Annotated in this window: 20 protein-coding genes; 6 read left to right on the forward strand and 14 right to left on the reverse strand. The window is 47.2% G+C overall.

The window, feature by feature from the left end:
• Positions 1-84: 84 nt before the first annotated feature.
• Both L5462_RS08505 and L5462_RS08510 read right to left on the reverse strand, forming a co-directional pair.
• The gene (locus L5462_RS08505; RefSeq protein WP_237780353.1) at positions 85-516 is read right to left on the reverse strand and encodes a V4R domain-containing protein; all 432 of its coding nucleotides are present in this window, start codon (positions 514-516) and stop codon (positions 85-87) included.
• Positions 517-594: 78 nt separating this feature from the next.
• Positions 595-951, reverse strand: a complete 357-nt coding sequence (locus L5462_RS08510) for a DUF5518 domain-containing protein (protein ID WP_237780354.1) — start codon at positions 949-951, stop codon at positions 595-597.
• Positions 952-1,032: 81 nt separating this feature from the next.
• On the opposite strand from L5462_RS08510, the gene L5462_RS08515 reads away from it, so the two are divergent.
• On the forward strand, positions 1,033-2,493 hold the full coding sequence (locus L5462_RS08515) for a cryptochrome/photolyase family protein (protein WP_237780355.1): 1,461 nt from the start codon (positions 1,033-1,035) through the stop codon (positions 2,491-2,493).
• A gap of 60 nt (positions 2,494-2,553) precedes the next feature.
• On the opposite strand, the gene L5462_RS08520 is transcribed toward L5462_RS08515, so the two are convergent.
• The 4 genes from L5462_RS08520 to L5462_RS08535 all read right to left on the reverse strand — a co-directional run bounded on the left by L5462_RS08520 (position 2,554) and on the right by L5462_RS08535 (position 5,701).
• Positions 2,554-3,249 (reverse strand): hypothetical protein, encoded by a 696-nt coding sequence (locus L5462_RS08520; RefSeq protein WP_237780447.1) that lies wholly within the window; start codon positions 3,247-3,249, stop codon positions 2,554-2,556.
• A 97-nt stretch (positions 3,250-3,346) separates the two neighbouring features.
• Positions 3,347-4,105, reverse strand: coding sequence for an ion transporter (locus L5462_RS08525; protein WP_237780356.1), 759 nt, complete (start codon positions 4,103-4,105; stop codon positions 3,347-3,349).
• Positions 4,106-4,350: 245 nt separating this feature from the next.
• Positions 4,351-4,803, reverse strand: coding sequence for an FxLYD domain-containing protein (locus L5462_RS08530; RefSeq protein ID WP_237780357.1), 453 nt, complete (start codon positions 4,801-4,803; stop codon positions 4,351-4,353).
• A gap of 256 nt (positions 4,804-5,059) precedes the next feature.
• Positions 5,060-5,701: a DUF3426 domain-containing protein gene (locus tag L5462_RS08535; RefSeq protein ID WP_237780358.1), complete on the reverse strand. Its 642-nt coding sequence runs from the start codon at positions 5,699-5,701 to the stop codon at positions 5,060-5,062.
• A gap of 381 nt (positions 5,702-6,082) precedes the next feature.
• Here L5462_RS08535 and L5462_RS08540 point away from each other — a divergent pair, with 381 nt between their 5' ends.
• Positions 6,083-6,640 carry a YIP1 family protein gene (locus tag L5462_RS08540; RefSeq protein ID WP_237780359.1) on the forward strand — a complete coding sequence of 186 codons (558 nt, stop codon included), beginning with the start codon at positions 6,083-6,085 and terminating at the stop codon, positions 6,638-6,640.
• The gene (locus L5462_RS08545; protein ID WP_237780360.1) at positions 6,640-7,464 is read left to right on the forward strand and encodes a hypothetical protein; all 825 of its coding nucleotides are present in this window, start codon (positions 6,640-6,642) and stop codon (positions 7,462-7,464) included. The genes L5462_RS08540 and L5462_RS08545 overlap by 1 nt, the downstream gene beginning before the upstream one ends.
• A 7-nt stretch (positions 7,465-7,471) precedes the next feature.
• Here L5462_RS08545 and L5462_RS08550 read toward each other — a convergent pair whose 3' ends face one another.
• Complete coding sequence (locus tag L5462_RS08550; RefSeq protein ID WP_237780361.1) at positions 7,472-8,869, reverse strand: B12-binding domain-containing radical SAM protein; 1,398 nt, start codon at positions 8,867-8,869, stop codon at positions 7,472-7,474.
• Between the two features lie 64 nt (positions 8,870-8,933).
• Positions 8,934-9,509, reverse strand: coding sequence for a TetR/AcrR family transcriptional regulator (locus tag L5462_RS08555; RefSeq protein WP_237780362.1), 576 nt, complete (start codon positions 9,507-9,509; stop codon positions 8,934-8,936).
• A gap of 99 nt (positions 9,510-9,608) precedes the next feature.
• On the opposite strand from L5462_RS08555, the gene L5462_RS08560 reads away from it, so the two are divergent.
• Positions 9,609-9,941, forward strand: coding sequence for a hypothetical protein (locus L5462_RS08560; RefSeq protein WP_237780363.1), 333 nt, complete (start codon positions 9,609-9,611; stop codon positions 9,939-9,941).
• 81 nt (positions 9,942-10,022) lie between these two features.
• Here the strand turns inward: L5462_RS08560 and rfbB are convergent, their stop codons facing one another.
• From rfbB to L5462_RS08590, 6 genes are read right to left on the reverse strand one after another with little or no spacing between them, the layout of a single operon-like run.
• Complete coding sequence (gene rfbB, locus L5462_RS08565) at positions 10,023-11,033, reverse strand: dTDP-glucose 4,6-dehydratase (RefSeq protein WP_237780364.1); 1,011 nt, start codon at positions 11,031-11,033, stop codon at positions 10,023-10,025.
• 10 nt (positions 11,034-11,043) lie between these two features.
• The gene (gene rfbC, locus L5462_RS08570) at positions 11,044-11,601 is read right to left on the reverse strand and encodes a dTDP-4-dehydrorhamnose 3,5-epimerase (RefSeq protein ID WP_237780365.1); all 558 of its coding nucleotides are present in this window, start codon (positions 11,599-11,601) and stop codon (positions 11,044-11,046) included.
• Complete coding sequence (rfbA, locus tag L5462_RS08575; RefSeq protein ID WP_237780366.1) at positions 11,594-12,472, reverse strand: glucose-1-phosphate thymidylyltransferase RfbA; 879 nt, start codon at positions 12,470-12,472, stop codon at positions 11,594-11,596. The genes rfbC and rfbA overlap by 8 nt, the downstream gene beginning before the upstream one ends.
• The gene (gene rfbD / locus L5462_RS08580; RefSeq protein WP_237780367.1) at positions 12,469-13,317 is read right to left on the reverse strand and encodes a dTDP-4-dehydrorhamnose reductase; all 849 of its coding nucleotides are present in this window, start codon (positions 13,315-13,317) and stop codon (positions 12,469-12,471) included. Before rfbD ends, rfbA begins: the two co-directional genes overlap by 4 nt.
• Complete coding sequence (locus L5462_RS08585; protein WP_237780368.1) at positions 13,318-14,016, reverse strand: HAD family hydrolase; 699 nt, start codon at positions 14,014-14,016, stop codon at positions 13,318-13,320. It lies immediately after the preceding gene.
• 1 nt (position 14,017) lies between these two features.
• Entirely contained in the window at positions 14,018-14,242 is a 225-nt protein-coding gene (locus L5462_RS08590) for a hypothetical protein (protein ID WP_237780369.1), read from the reverse strand.
• Between the two features lie 81 nt (positions 14,243-14,323).
• Between L5462_RS08590 and L5462_RS08595 the strand changes: the two genes are divergently transcribed.
• Both L5462_RS08595 and L5462_RS08600 read left to right on the forward strand, forming a co-directional pair.
• Positions 14,324-14,674 carry a metalloregulator ArsR/SmtB family transcription factor gene (locus L5462_RS08595; protein WP_237780370.1) on the forward strand — a complete coding sequence of 117 codons (351 nt, stop codon included), beginning with the start codon at positions 14,324-14,326 and terminating at the stop codon, positions 14,672-14,674.
• Positions 14,675-14,686: 12 nt separating this feature from the next.
• On the forward strand, positions 14,687-15,340 hold the full coding sequence (locus L5462_RS08600) for a cyclase family protein (protein ID WP_237780371.1): 654 nt from the start codon (positions 14,687-14,689) through the stop codon (positions 15,338-15,340).
• Positions 15,341-15,362: the final 22 nt, after the last annotated feature.

Raw genomic sequence — 15,362 nt, forward strand, 5'->3', positions numbered from 1 at the left:
TTACTGAGTACATTTGTGGTATCTGTATCTAAGTTTGGATCAGGACACGGAGACGATGCCAGAAAAAAATAAATGGGCTGGTGGTTATCTCACAAATTCCTCAAATTCACAGGTACGATCACCGAGGCCCCAGCACCTAACCTCACGGAGGTCAACTGGTCTCCCACTCATTGATTCGAGTATTCCTGCAAGGAGGCCACCCTCAAAGTGACAGAGGGCCTTACCTGAAGCAGGAAGCCCGGCACAGCTGAGGCACTCATCAACCTTAAGCCGGTAGGGGTTCTCTCCAAGAATCTCAAGTTCACCGACCCGGTTATCATGGAGGAATTTCACGGCTTCCTCGGCGTTCTTCAAACCCATACTTCGCCCAAGGTCCTTACCGCTCTTGTAGAGGATACCGTTGGCCCCGTTCCCTATGATGGAGTAGGGCATAAACCTCAGTATCCTGAAAAGTTTTATATCCGTCATGGTACCAAGGGATGGTCTTTCAGCCACAAGGTCTCCAACATCATACATGTTCATCACCTTTTAATAAGATGAAAATCATAATATTTAAACTTTTATTATTACTTAGTGGGATAAAAAAAATAATAATCAGTCGCCGGCAAGGAAACCCCCTATGGCGCCACCGATACCCATGAATATCATTGAAACAAAGAGGAGTACCACCACAAGCAGTATGCCGGCGAATGCCCCGATGAATAGGCCTCCAAATCCTCCAAGGACGGCACCAAATATTGTTAAGAGAACCGCGAGGACTATACCGCCAAAGGCACCGGCAACTGTGGCATTCCAGAACCCACCAAGGGCACCCTCCCCTGCCATGAGGCCAACAACAAAACCAGCAAGGAATAAGCCAAGGACAGAGGCCTGGTCAATAAACGGGCTAAGGATGATCGGAAAAACAACTGCAAGTATGAATCCGGCAATGACAGCTCCCCACTTAACCATTATAAACACCATTACACCTTATGTTGTGCTGTCCTAAAAAACTTTTAGATTTATAGACCGCCACTGACATAATTGTTATACATGGCAGGGGAATCTATGGCGGTTGTCTTCCCGCATCACCTCATGGAGAATCACCCCGCTGCAGAGAAGACATCAGACTTCATTGTGGTGGAGGACCAGCTCTTCTTCGGGGACCCAGTGTTCAGGTTGAGGTTCCACAAGAACAAACTCCTGCTGCACAGGGCCTCCATGCGCTACTATTATGACCACCTGAAATCAAGGGGCCTGAATGTCAGCTACATAGATTACACTCCAGACCCTGAAATGGGGTACCTCAGGGACCACCTTGAGGGATATGAGAGGGTCTACACACTGGAAATCCTTGATCATGAACTTGAGAGGAGGTTGAGGCGGCTATGCAGTGAAACCGGCACAGAACTCGTTGAGATTGAGGGGCCATTCATCTTCAGAAGGAGGCTCATGGACAGTTACTTCAGGGATGGCAGGTTTTTTCTCACATCATTCTACATAAGGGAGAGGAAGAGGCTCTCCATTCTCATGGAAAACTCGAAGCCTAAGGGCGGTAAATGGACATTCGATCGGGAAAACAGGAGGAGGCTGCCGAGGGGAATGGATATTCCGAAGCCCATAGAACTGCCTGAAAACAGTTATGTGCTTGAGGCAAGAAGTTACGTGGCTGAACGCTTCCCTGATAACCCGGGCTCCATGGAACACTTCAACTACCCCACAACCCACAGTGAGGCCCGGATATTTTTGAGGGATTTCACAGGGAGGAGGCTCAGGAACTTTGGAAGCTACCAGGACTTCATATCCCGTGGTGAGACGTTCCTCTTCCACTCTGTACTCTCATCCTCGCTCAACATCTGCCTCCTAACACCCATGGAGGTTCTGAGAGCAGCGCTATCTGCAGATGCCCCCCTTAATTCTATTGAGGGATTTGTGAGGCAGGTTATGGGCTGGAGAGAGTTCATAAGGGCAGTTTACATCCTGAGGGGATCATATCAGAGGACAAGGAACTTCTTTAACCACAGGGGCAAACTGACAGATGAACTTTACCATGGCAGAACAGGTCTTGAGCCCTATGATAACGCCGTGAGGAGGGTTTTAACCTGGGGGTACACCCACCACATCGAGCGCCTCATGGTCATAGGTAACCTCATGCTCCTCCTTGGCACAGACCCTGATGAGGTTTATCGCTGGTTCATGGAGATGTTCATAGACTCCTATGACTGGGTGATGGTTCCCAACGTCTATGGCATGAGTCAGTACGCGGATGGTGGCCTCATGGCAACCAAGCCCTACATATCATCATCAAACTACATCCTGAGGATGAGTGATCATGCTAGGGGCGACTGGTGCAGGGTCTGGGACTCCCTCTTCTGGACATTCTTAAGTGATAAGAGGACTTACATAGGTGATAATCCCCGCATGAGGCTCCTCTACAGGTACCTGACAGATGAGAAACTTGAGGAATTCCAGACGGTTAAAAGAAGATTTTTAGAGGGACTTAGAGGGCCCTGATTTGTTAATCATAGCCTGTATAGTCCAGGGTAGAGGGACTCAGAGCCCCCCCCTGATTTTTTAATCATAGCCGGTATAGTCCAGGGCCCCTGAGTTGTAGAGCCTCTGAAGGTCAGAGGCATGGGTGAGCTCATATGCGGTGTAGGGGTTGTTGAGGTATGGGTGGATCAGACCCTTTATGATGTAATAGTAGGCTCCCAGTCTCCCGTACTGCCTCCAGGCTATCTGCACATAGAGGGGGAAGCCACAGCCAGGGTTCACGAATACATTCCCCTCGCGGACGGTTCCATGGAAGACCATGGGCATGGGACCCTCCTGGCCCTTCTCGGCAGCCAGAGTCTCAACGTAGTCCATGGCCTCATCTAGGGTGTCGAATTCGTATCCATCGGCCCTGTAACGGTATTTACCATCGGGCACACCGAATATGAAGGATTCAAGAACTTCGGTCCAGTCTATGTCTGTCCTGTACTCTGAACTGATATATGCTAGTTCTATTATGGTGACGTTGCCCTCCCTGTAGTGCCTGTAGTTTGAGCTACCTGCGTAGTGGACCACAAGGGCACACTTTGATCCCCTCTGGGCCGCGTACTCTGCAAGTACCTTTGACTGGGGATGTCCAGGGTACATGTCAGGGTTTGCCAGTTTGACAAAGCCCAGACGCCCAACGGGCTCCACAGGGCTCAGGGCTGTTACACCGTAGAGGTAGGCTCCAAATATGAGAATGGCTGCAATGATGATATAGGATGATCTTGCCATGTTATCCTCGTTCAAGCTTTACTATTTATTTATGCTAAGGGTCCATTCTGTATAAAAGTAACGGTGTAGTGGTTATCTTCAACCGGCAGAAGATGCATCATCTTTCCCGCAGGAGGTCCTTAATTTCCCTGATATCCCTTTTAAGGTCCTCTATACTTTTTTCGATTTTTTCGATCCTGTCATGGATCTCCTTTTCTTCTTCAGGGTTTTTAACGAACCATGAGGCAAGGGATGCTGTGAGGAAACCCACAAAGGTGACACCCACAAGCATGAGTATGCTGGTGATGGCCTTACCGTAGAGTGTTGTTGGGGGGATCACAACCTCCCCCACGATTGTGGTTGTGATGCTGTACCAGAGGGAGTCCAGCGGCCCGTGGAGGGACCTGTTGACCCCGGATTCTATCATATAGAAGAAGAGTGTGCCCCCCACTATTGCAAAGAGGAGTATCCCCACTGCCTGGTCAAGGTGAGTGTCCACGAGGAATGTGAAGAATTTCTTGAGGTACTTTCTGAAGAGGGCGAGGACCTTCACAACCCTGAGGATCCTTATGAATCTGAAGGCCCTGAAGAAATCCACGGGCATGAAGGCTATGATGTCCATCCAGTTCTCCCTTAGAAACTTCCTCCTGTTATCGGCCCTTTTGAGGTTGATGGAGAATTCCACGAAGAGTATGATGCAGAGGAAAAGGTCAAACTGGTTGATGGCATTCACTGTTCCTGGATTTGATGGGTAGAATGATATGTAGCTTAAAAGCACTATGTCGAGGATTATGAGTATCAGGAGAGTGAGTTCCTTGATCCTGATGAGTTCTCCGTACTCCATGGGGACCACATTATAGAGTTGGTTTTCTGGCATCATAAATACTTTGCAGTGCGCTTGGCTCCACCATATGGCTGGAAATAGCTGTTCGCAGGGCATGTTAATCCACACAGGCACCCAGATAACTTCGTTATAGGATACTATTACGAATACACTGAGTGAATAAAATACTGTAGTTCTATTATAGAAAATTTTTCAGTAATCAGTGGACTTGATGTGGATGAGAATCAAAAAATAAAATATTTTGATCTGAAAAAGAATTTATATTATTTATTTTATATTTAGCCTCCTGAGGGAATCCCTATAGGAGAAATCAGTCTGCCCTCTGTTCTGAATCCGATAATTGACACATCTTCAGTGACGTTTAGTCTTCCCCTGAACTTCCTTTTTTCTCCGGGTTCAAGCCTATCTATATCGATTCCATCAACCTTAACTACATTTCCATAATCGTCAATTAATTTTATATAGACAACTCCAAAATCTAGAGGCTGATTGTACCTGTTTTGAACTTCTCCCGTGATAAAATAAGCTCCATTAGCCTCTTCAATAGTGAAATTGATGATATCAAACTGGACAAGTCCTTTTTCATATGATGTCATAACTTCGCTTCCTTCGAAACTTCCAACCATAAAAATAAATATGGACCATAAAAGGAAGATAGAAATTTTTGTGATTCGCCCACGTTTATTCCACCATTCACTGATTCTTCCAATTATACCTACTTTATCCCCCATTAAATCACCTTTAACTTAAACAGATAAACTATAAACTCATCTGATTAAATTTTTTCTATTTAATCTCAAATAACTAATTAATAAAACATATTAATAGATAATTATTCATTATATAAATAGAGGTATCAAGTTTTTCAGACTGCATTTAATTTTTCAATTTTTTACTACATAAAAAGATTGATAATAAAATAATTCACTTAGATGGTGCATCCTAACGGTGCTATTAATTTTAAAAAAATAAAGGGATTCTGCTTAATTAAGCAGGCGTTCCATATGCAGGGTAGCTAAACTTCTCTTCCCACATGTATCCACAGTTTCTGCATTCGAAGTAATCGAGATATTTACCCTCCCTTTCTAAGTATATCTCATCAGTGACAATATTATTAAAGGAACCACAATAGGGGCAACTTACTTTCTCTCCTTCAGGTAAAACAAGGGGAAACTTTCTATCCTTAGTTGATTTATCGGCAGATTCATATTCATATAGTGATTTATCTGCATCTATAACTTTAGCTTCATATTTTACTATTTTGTGGTCAGGATCATCAAGATAGAGTTCAAATGTTGATTTAGCTCCAGGAGCAAGATTGGTATCGTTAGCATAGGTATAATCTTCTGCTACGAGTTCTCCATTTTTATCGTATCCTCTTACAAGAATTTTGACATAGGCCACACCAAAATCATTTTTGTTTTTTACCGTACCGTTAATATAATAGTATCCATATTGAAAGCTACCAGTTGAATTTACTATTACAACATTTTTTGCTTCAGGGTGTGTTTCCTCTGTTTCATTAATGGTTTCGGTAGGTTCTTCAGAAGTACAACCAGAAACCATAACTACCATACAAATTAAACCCAATGTTAGAAAACCCAAATATTTTGTTTGTATAGACTTCATAGAATACCTCTAAAAAGTTATATGACATATGTTTACTTATCTATAATAACAAATCATTTAAATATTCAACCAAAGTTTTGTGGCATCATCCCTAATAACATACAGCCAAGCATAGATAATCACGAAAGCTGCTGGAACACAAGTTGCACAATCATAATTAAGCGAATCCACCTAAAATCTAATTTTGCTAGAAGCGATTGGCGTTCTTTACTTAAACCCATAGTTTTTATAGAAATGACAGGAAATATAGTAATGTTATTATCTCAGGGGGTGATGGGAGGATTTAGTTCTTTGGTCGTTGGGGTAATGGTTATATAAAACATGAAATTGGGCATCTGATTATTTTAGTCATATTGAATAAAGTAAGGGGAGGTTAATGCTTTGAACAGGATAATGAACTTTTCCCGGGACCTTGTGGGGGTTCTGGCATCACCTGAGGAGGCTTTAAGCAGGGTCAAGGAGCTTGGGGTTGAAAACCAGGGCCTTTACCTCTACGTGTTCCTCTCAGCCTTTCTCGGGTACATGATTGGTGGTTTGATTTCGGCTGCAACGGGCGCCGGTATAATGGTACCCGTCCTATTTGCCCTGGTTGGGCTCATTGTATCCTTCATAAAACTGATAGTATGGGCTCTCATATCACATATAATCGCTGCTGTGGTATTTGAGGGTAAGGGGACATTTGCAGGCACCCTGAAGATGATGGGATTCGCAGCGGCGCCCTTTGTTGTGGGAATATTCGCCATCATAACCCTGACACTTCTCGGGACATTCTTCACATCATCAATGCTGTTTGTGGTGATGTACATCTGGACGGTAATGATTGCTGCAGCTGCAGTGGCTGTTGAACATGAAATGGGGTATGGAAGGGCATTCCTATCAGTATTCGCACTTCCAGCCATTATAATAACACTTCTTATGATGCTTGTGGGGGTATTGTGATGGATAGAACTGACATTGCAGGGGCCATAATCCTCATAGTGCTGGTCGCAGGGTTCATTATGGCATCAACAGCCTCTCTTCTACCCAAAACCCAGGAGGAGTCCACTGTATCTGAAAACTTCACCCTGAACTCTGCAGAGGTCTCTGGTGTTAAGTACGTGAATGTGAACATGGAATCAAATACAAGCGGGGCCTACATTGGATTTGCTGATAACGCAGATAGTGTTTACATGATTTCGACGGAAACCGACCCGGGCGATGCGAAGCCCACGGTTAACTATACCGTTGATGGCGAGACACTGAACCTCAACATTAAGATGGATGAAGGCGATGCAAGGATACTCCTATCAAACAGGTACACCTACAATATAACCCTCAGGAGCAAGGTTGGAGGTGTTACACTGGTTCTTGCAAATAACTCAAGGGTGGACACCATCAATTCAACCATCCAGTACGCTGGGGGCGGCACGGTCCTCCTTGGAAATACGAGCTTCAGGAACGCATCACTCTATGTGAATACCGGCGGATTCTACATAGCAGACCTCGCTCAGGGTGTGAGGCCCACAGGTAATATGAGCACCCAGGTCACGGTGGGGGGAACATCAATAGCCCTGTTCCCGGCATACGCCATCAGGGTCACAGGATCAGTGGATTACGGGGGCATCGGTTTCGAACCCCAGGGATTCCGGGTTTTAAGAAATTCAACCAGTTACCTTGAAATGGAAACACCATCCTATGGAAGCTCAACAGGACTTCAGATAATAAACAGGGTCGGGCTTGGAGGCATCAACGTGGGTGTGTTCAGGATGCCTGTCACGCCCTGAAACTTTTTTAAGCCTTTAATTTTTTTCTCAGGGGTATCTTAGGCTCAATGTATGTCCTGTACAGTGTTTCAAAAAATACACGTATCATGTATGTGTGCTTCAGGAGATATGAGGGCCTTGAATAGAATTTGAGGTAGGCCTTAACGAGTTTCCTCTGGATGAGTTCACGGCTGAGGCCAAGTTTCTCGTACCTTATAACAGGCTGTATAACGGTGTACCGATCCCAGTCCTCCTCCAGGAGCCCCTTACTTTTGAGTTCAGTGTAGATGGGGGTCCCGGGGAAGGGTGTCAGTATGGAGTACTGGCTGTAGTCCGGGTCAAGTTTTATTGAAAAGTCGATTGTCCTGTCCATCTCAGAGGGCCTCTCACCGGGGTAGCCCAGAATGAATGATGTTATAACATCCAAACCGGCCCTTTTAGCGGCCTTCACCGCATCCTCTGACTGCTTAACAGTTATGCCCTTTTTCATCATATCAAGGATGCGCTGACACCCTGATTCAACACCATAGTATACCGTGCTCATCCCGGCCTCCCTCAGAGTCCTCAGCAGTGGCTCCTGAACCATATCCACCCTTGAGGATGTAACAAAGCTCACATCAAGACCCCTTCTTCTGATCTCCTCTGCTATTTCACGCGCCCTTGGCCGATGCAGCATGAAGGTGTCGTCAAGGAAGGCAATTTCATGGAGGCCGTAAGTCTCGGTGAGTTCCTCAACCTCATCCACAACGTTCCCGGGACTCCTGAAACGAAACTTTTTACCCATTATAAGGGATGAAGAGCAGTAGCGGCAGGGGTAAACGCATCCACGGCTTGTTATCATCCCCCCAGCCTCCTGATTTGAGGTTTCATAGTCACTGAAGGGTACAAGGTGCCTTGCAGGAAACGGGATATCGTCGAGGTTCTCTATGAGTGGTCGGGGAGGCGTGGTTCTGAGCCGCTCATCGGTGCGGTAGCTGATACCCTTAACCCCCTCGAGGACACCCATGTCCCCGCGTTCATAGCCCTCTGCGAGGTCGACGATGGTTTCCTCACCCTCACCCATAACAACAACATCGAGTTCCCTGCAATCCCTCAGTGTTTCCATGGGGAGGAATGTGGGGTGGGGGCCGCCTATAACCGTTAGGACATCGGGGAGGATCCTCTTTATGGCCCTTATGTACTCAAGTGAGGTCTTTATGGTGGCTGTGGTTGCGGTTACCCCAACAAGGAGGGGGTTGAGCTTTTCAACGAGAAGTGCAACACCCTCCGCCCCAATCCTTCTGAGGTCGTCGTCTATTATCTCCACACTGAAGGAGGCCCTCTCAAGGGCTGCTCCAAGGTACATCAGGTTGAGGGGTGGTAAAACAAATCCAAGCTTATTCTTAACAGCGGTCCGATCCTCCGGGTTTATGAGAACAACGTCCAATAGAACACCACCATTTAATTAAGGCCTCCTGGGATGGCTTCTTTGGGGATACCTTTCAATCTATTCACCCCTCAGGGTTTAAACCGTTCCACAGGATGTCAGTGAATTCTTTGGGGGGTTTGGTTTCATGGCATCTGAAGTGTGAACTGAGGCTTGCATGTGAGATGTAACCTATTATAAGTTCAGCGGCGACTCCAGGATCCACATCCCTTATCTTTCCTTTTTCTGTCATTTTGCTGAGATAATTCTCAAGTGCGGTGTATATCATCTCTCCTGTTGAATCTGGAAGTTCCCATTCCTCAAATCCGTGTTCCTCAAGTTCTCTCTCAGCCAGTATCAGAAAGAGGAGGTCTATCTTCTCGTTAACAATGACCTCTGTGAGCCCTGCGATAACATCATAGATGACCTCCTGGGGCTCCCTGTCAGCATTAAGGACATCATCGAGTATTGCAGACGCCCTTCTTCTGCTCGTATCCATTATCCTTTTCAGTAGATTTTTCTTGGATCCAAACTTTCTGAAGAGTGTTACTTCGCTGACACCGGCTTCAGCCGCTATCTCCCTTGTTGTGGTTCCCCTGTAACCCTTTCTTATGAATAGCCTTCTTGCAGCTTCCAGTATCCTATCCTCTGTGGAGACCATGATACCACTTATGTAAGTACTTACTAACACATCTTATATAAACCTATCCTCCAGATAAGCGGGTTAATATTATATAAAACCATCAGCACAGATTAAACCATGGAAATAACCGAGGACGATGTTATCCAGTCCATGGATCTCTTCACAGCTGTCCCTGTGTTCATGCTTAAGCGATGGGCCTCAAGGGGCACCAACCTCGCGGCAAAATTCAGGTCCCAGATAATGAGCCAGTACTCTGAGTTATCCATGATGGACAGGGAGCGGGTTAAAAGAATACTTGAAATGGACGTATCAGAGATTCAGGGGATACTTGAGAGGGCCTACATCAGAACAGGTAAGAAACAGCTTAAGATACTTGCAGATCCCTCAAGCAGAAGATTCATAGAGGTGAACCTCCGTGAGGTCAGGGGAATACTTGATGGGATCCACTGAGGGCGCACCCTCCTTGCCTCGTTAAAGGACTCCTGGCATTAGACCCCAGTCATGGCGCTGCTCTTCCTCCTCTTTATGTGATCAGGACCGCAGCCTTTCACCATACATGCGCTCATAGTACCTGAGGTACTCCCCACTCTTTATGTTCTCCCACCACTCTCTGTTTTCAATGTACCACTGGATGGTCTCCCTTATACCCTCCTCGAAGGAGTAGATTGGCCTCCAGCCAAGTTCATCCATTATCTTGCCTGCGTCTATGGCATATCTCCTGTCATGTCCCGGCCTGTCATCAACGAATTTTATGAGGGACTCATCCTTTCCAAGTTCCCTGATGATGAGTTCAACGATCTCAAGGTTCCTCCTCTCATTGTTACCACCTATATTGTAGACCTCACCGATACGGCCATGATGGAGTACGAGGTCTATGGCCCTGCAGTGGTCATGCACGTGTATCCAGTCCCTCACGTTCATGCCGTCACCGTATACAGGGAGGGGTTTATCCTCGAGGGCGTTGGTTATCATGAGGGGTATGAGTTTCTCAGGGAACTGGTAGGGGCCGTAGTTGTTGGAGCAGCGGGTTATGTTGACCGGCAAACCATAGGTACGGTTGTATGCCCTGACAATGAGGTCTGCAGAGGCCTTGCTGGCAGAGTAGGGGCTGTTGGGTGCAAGGAGAGTATCCTCTGTGAAGTAGCCCTCCTCTGCGGAGCCGTAGACCTCATCTGTTGAGATCTGTATGAACCTCTCAACGCCATGCCTCCTTGAGGCCTCCAGAAGTGTCTGAGTACCCATGACATTTGTCCTTATGAATATGCCGGGGTCCTCGATACTCCGATCAACGTGGGATTCCGCCGCGAAGTTCACAACAGCGTCAGAGTCCGCTATGAGGCGGTTAACAAGTTCCTTGTCGGTTATGCTACCCTTAACAAATGTGTAACACGGGTCATCCTCCACGCCGGCGAGGTTTTCAAGGTTCCCGCAGTAGGTAAGGGCGTCAAGGTTGATTATCTCATAGCTGTGGTTCTCAAGCATGTACCTTATGAAGTTGCTACCTATGAAGCCGGCTCCACCGGTTACAAGAATCCTTTCCATTCAAATCTCCTCAGAGGTAAACTGGCCTCTCCTTCAGGGGCTTCCAGTTTCTGTCCTTATCTGAAATTATGAGTTCATCCACCATTTCCAGGGGCCACTCTATCCCGATGTCAGGGTCGTCCCAGGGTATGCCGGAGTCATATTCAGGGAGGTAGAGTTCCGTGCACTTGTAGTTGACTATGCACTCATCTGAGAGGGCCAGAAATCCATGCGCAAATCCCTCTGGAATGAAGAATTCCCTCAGGTTCTCCTCTGAAAGGAAGACACCCACCCATTCACCGTAGGTTCCTGAGTCCCTCCGGAGGTCCACCGCAACATCAAAGATCTCACCCTTTACAACCCTTATGAGTTTTCCCTGGGGTTTCTCCATCTGGAAGTGAAGGCCCCTGAGGACGCCCATCCGGGACATTGACTCGTTGTCCTGGACAAAACTGATATCAAGGCCATGGTCCCTGAATAATGCCTGGTTGAAGGTCTCCATGAAGTATCCCCGTTCATCTTCGTAGACCTCAGGTTCTATGATGATTGCACCATCGAGTCTGGTTTCCTTGAATTTGAAGTCACCCATAGAAATTTCCCTCCGCGAGGTCCCTAAGGTACTTTCCGTATTCTGTCTTCTCGAGTTTTCCTGCCATTTCAAGGAGATCATCCCTTGTGATCCACCCATTGTTATAGGCTATCTCCTCAAGGCATGCGATGTAGAATCCCTGCCTCTTCTGTATGGTCTCTATGAAACTGCTTGCCTCCAGGAGGCCGTCATGGGTACCGGTGTCAAGCCAGGCCATACCACGACCCATGAGCTCCACCCGGAGCTTCTTCATCTTCAGGTACTCCTCATTGACGGATGTTATCTCAAGTTCACCCCTCTCTGATGGCTCTATTCTCCCGGCAATTTCAACCACCTGGTTGTCATAGAAGTAGAGGCCAGGAACAACGTAGTTGGATTTGGGTCTTTCAGGTTTTTCCTCTATGGATATAACCCGGCCTTCACTGTCGAATTCAACAACCCCAAAGGGTCTGGGGTCCTTTACATAGTAACCGAATATAACAGCGCCCTCCCTGATAGATGCAGCCCTCTGGAGTATTTCACTGAACCTGTGCCCGTAGAACACGTTATCACCCAGGACCAGGGCAACCCTTGAGTCTCCAATGAAATCCTTTCCCACGAGGAATGCATCGGCAATCCCGCGGGGTTCCTCCTGCACCTCATAGGAGAACCTGACACCGAACTGTGACCCGTCCCCCAGCAGGTCCCTGTAGAGTGGTAGGTCCCTTGGGGTTGATATCACAAGTATATCCCTTATACCTGCGAGCATCAGCACAGATAGCGGGTAGTATATCATGGGCTTATCATATATGGGTAGGAGCTGCTTTGAAACAGCCCTTGTTATGGGGTAGAGACGGGTTCCTGAACCCCCTGCCAGCACTATACCCTTCATCGTCCACCTCCTTGTCTCATCTCTTCAAGGTAATCCTTAAGGGCTTCCCTGTAGCTTCTGAGGAGTTTGAAGCCCTCCATGGCCCAGTTATAATTTTTAAGTACAGAGAATGATGGCCTGCGGGCGGGCCTCGGGAATTCATGGCTCCTTACAGGTTTCAGTTTAACATCCATCTGCAGTGCACGGAATATCTCCCTGGCAAATTCATACCATGAGCAGTGGCCAGAATTTGTTATGTGGTACACACCATAGGCGGGCCTTTCAATGAGCCTCCCGATTGCACCTGCAAGGTCACGGGTGTATGTTGGAGATCCGTACTGGTCATCAACAACACTTATCTCATGGCCCCTCTCTGCCAGTTCCACCATGGTCCTTACAAAGTTCCTCCCGTTCCTCCCAAAGAGCCAGGATGTCCTCACTATGTAGAATTTATCCGTCAGATCCCGCACAGCAAGCTCACCCAGGTACTTGGTTTTACCATAGAAGTTCAGGGGATCCGGTTCATCAAATTCAAAGTATTCATCACCCTTCTCGCCATTGAAAACATAATCGGTGGATATGTAAACCATCCTGGTGCCTGTATGTGATGCAGCAGCCGCAACGTTCCTGGTCCCAAGTACGTTCACCTGATAGGCGGTTTCACGCTCTGACTCGGCACAGTCAACATCTGTGAATGCAGCTGCATGTATGATGGTATCTGGTTGTGTTTCGGCTGCAAGTTCCATGACCCCCTCAAGGTCCCGGATGTCAAGGTCTCCTGAAGTTAAAACCTCATGGTTCTCTTTCAGGACCTCAATGAGGTCACTTCCAAGCATACCCGAGGCTCCGGTTACAAGAACCTTCATTCAATCACCCATAATACTCACTGCAGTCCCATAACCTGTTATTTCAAGGAACGTATCAACGTCACCGAGACCCTCAAGGACGTGATCGGCGCCCGCGGCCTCCAGTTCATCAACTGTGAAGTCCCCTGTGGCAACCCCCACTGTCCTCAGGCCAAGTTCTTTTCCAGCTTCAATATCCCGCGGGGTGTCACCTACGGTGATGACATTTTCCCGCCGTATCTGTCCGTAAATGGAGGATGCCCTTTCAAGGGCGAGCCTAAGTATCGAGGCCCTGCTGCATCCCTCGTTGCCAAAGCCCCCAAACCTGAAGTATCCATCAAATGAGGCCTCACTGAGCTTCAACCATGCGACAGGCTCAATGTTTCCGGTAACAACCCCCAGTGGTGTTCCGGCTTCACTGAGACGTTTAAGAATAATTTCTGCACCATCCAGGGCTCTTATGTTATCCCTCTCAAGGTTCAGGCGGTAATTGTATGAGATTCTATCCACTATCCTCACGAAGTCCCCATCGCTGATTTCAAGGCCGTACTTCCATGCTGTCTGGAATATTATCTCCTTATCAGTCATTCCCTGGATGCTCCCTATGTCTATCTCAACATCAACATTGAAAAGTTCCATGAACGCCTGTCTGAAGGAGTAAAAGTGACAGTGGGATCCAACAAGCAGCGTTTTATCAATATCAAATATGATCGTGTTCATCTTAGACCTGCCTCTCATACTTTTTCCTGAGATGCTCAGAGCTGTACTCATAGTAAACTATGTTTGACTTCAGAAAAACCCTCTGGGCCGGGGTGCCATTCCTGAGGTAGGTGACGGTTATCCTCCGCTCACTTACCCGTATGTCAATTGCATTTCCACGGGGACCCGTTTTGTAGGTGTGTTCGGCCCCCAGGATGTCCCTTATTCTTATCCAGTCCACTGCCATGGCTCTTTACCCGCTCTTTAATCTTGCTTCACCATCATGGTGACGTTATTATTATCTACAGTTTCATCTATAAATTATTCCATGAAGAGGGATGTCTGTGAAATCGATGATGCCAATGAGGCCCTGGTGCTCAGGGTGAGGGAGTTGATGCCTGAAGATGATGAAATAAAAAGGCTCTGTGACCTCTTCAAAATATTATCCGAGCCCACAAGGCTAAGGATAATCGAGGCACTCACTGTGGATTCCCTTTGTGTCTGTGAACTTGCATCCCTCCTTGAGATGACCCAGTCAGCGGTTTCCCACCAGCTCAGAATCCTGAGAAGTGCGGGGATCGTTGACTATGAAAGGGATGGTAAGATGGCACGCTACCACCTCACCGACAGGGGTGTGGCAGATTTTATAGAAAACTGCAGGAGTAAATGTCTCCAGTAAGGGAGTTATATCATGTATGAGCTTCTTTCACATTCACTGGAAGATGGTTCACCGGTTCACACGGCACTTGATGAGGTGAGGATATCAATCAGGAACAGGATACCTGTGGATGGGTATGAGACCCACACCATCATCACATCCAACCATGCCGGGACCCATATTGATGCCCCGGCCCATTTCATTGAGGGCGGAAGGAGGATATGTGAATACAGCATTGATGAACTTGTATTCAATGATGTCTGCACTGTGGACGTTGATGTGGGGCCAGGGGACCCCATAGGAAGTGGTGATATTGAGATTCCAGACTGCGACCTCCTCCTCATAAGGACGGGCTTCGAGTCAGTGAGGGGCGAGGACGCCTACCTAAGGGATAACCCCTGGATCACACCGGAACTTATTGATAACATAAGGAGGAACTTCAGGTGCATCAGGGCCATCGGAGTGGACTGTATATCAATATCAAATCCAGACCACCCATCTGAGGGCGAGATGGCCCACATAACGGCCTTCACTGAGGACCCTGACTACGGCGAGCCAGTTCTCATCCTGGAGGATATGAAACTTATGAATGCTCCGGAGGTTATTGAGAGGGTCTTTGTGGTCCCATGGATTATTGGGGGAGTTGACAGTGCACCATGCACTGTTATGGCTGAATTTAAGGTTTAATTCTCAGTAATTTAGGGGGGGG

This window comes from Methanothermobacter sp. K4 (genome assembly GCF_022014235.1).
Taxonomy (GTDB): Archaea; Methanobacteriota; Methanobacteria; order Methanobacteriales; family Methanothermobacteraceae; genus Methanothermobacter.

Bases quoted from the DNA above. Each gene is read 5' to 3' on its own strand.
- L5462_RS08505 (WP_237780353.1), bottom strand. From the start codon at position 516: ATGTATGATGTTGGAGACCTTGTGGCTGAAAGACCATCCCTTGGTACC.
- L5462_RS08510 (WP_237780354.1), bottom strand. From the start codon at position 951: ATGGTTAAGTGGGGAGCTGTCATTGCCGGATTCATACTTGCAGTTGTT.
- L5462_RS08515 (WP_237780355.1), top strand. From the start codon at position 1,033: ATGGCAGGGGAATCTATGGCGGTTGTCTTCCCGCATCACCTCATGGAG.
- L5462_RS08520 (WP_237780447.1), bottom strand. From the start codon at position 3,249: ATGGCAAGATCATCCTATATCATCATTGCAGCCATTCTCATATTTGGA.
- L5462_RS08525 (WP_237780356.1), bottom strand. From the start codon at position 4,105: ATGCCAGAAAACCAACTCTATAATGTGGTCCCCATGGAGTACGGAGAA.
- L5462_RS08530 (WP_237780357.1), bottom strand. From the start codon at position 4,803: ATGGGGGATAAAGTAGGTATAATTGGAAGAATCAGTGAATGGTGGAAT.
- L5462_RS08535 (WP_237780358.1), bottom strand. From the start codon at position 5,701: ATGAAGTCTATACAAACAAAATATTTGGGTTTTCTAACATTGGGTTTA.
- L5462_RS08545 (WP_237780360.1), top strand. From the start codon at position 6,640: ATGGATAGAACTGACATTGCAGGGGCCATAATCCTCATAGTGCTGGTC.
- L5462_RS08555 (WP_237780362.1), bottom strand. From the start codon at position 9,509: ATGGTCTCCACAGAGGATAGGATACTGGAAGCTGCAAGAAGGCTATTC.
- L5462_RS08560 (WP_237780363.1), top strand. From the start codon at position 9,609: ATGGAAATAACCGAGGACGATGTTATCCAGTCCATGGATCTCTTCACA.
- rfbB (WP_237780364.1), bottom strand. From the start codon at position 11,033: ATGGAAAGGATTCTTGTAACCGGTGGAGCCGGCTTCATAGGTAGCAAC.
- rfbC (WP_237780365.1), bottom strand. From the start codon at position 11,601: ATGGGTGACTTCAAATTCAAGGAAACCAGACTCGATGGTGCAATCATC.
- rfbA (WP_237780366.1), bottom strand. From the start codon at position 12,472: ATGAAGGGTATAGTGCTGGCAGGGGGTTCAGGAACCCGTCTCTACCCC.
- rfbD (WP_237780367.1), bottom strand. From the start codon at position 13,317: ATGAAGGTTCTTGTAACCGGAGCCTCGGGTATGCTTGGAAGTGACCTC.
- L5462_RS08585 (WP_237780368.1), bottom strand. From the start codon at position 14,016: ATGAACACGATCATATTTGATATTGATAAAACGCTGCTTGTTGGATCC.
- L5462_RS08590 (WP_237780369.1), bottom strand. From the start codon at position 14,242: ATGGCAGTGGACTGGATAAGAATAAGGGACATCCTGGGGGCCGAACAC.
- L5462_RS08595 (WP_237780370.1), top strand. From the start codon at position 14,324: ATGAAGAGGGATGTCTGTGAAATCGATGATGCCAATGAGGCCCTGGTG.
- L5462_RS08600 (WP_237780371.1), top strand. From the start codon at position 14,687: ATGTATGAGCTTCTTTCACATTCACTGGAAGATGGTTCACCGGTTCAC.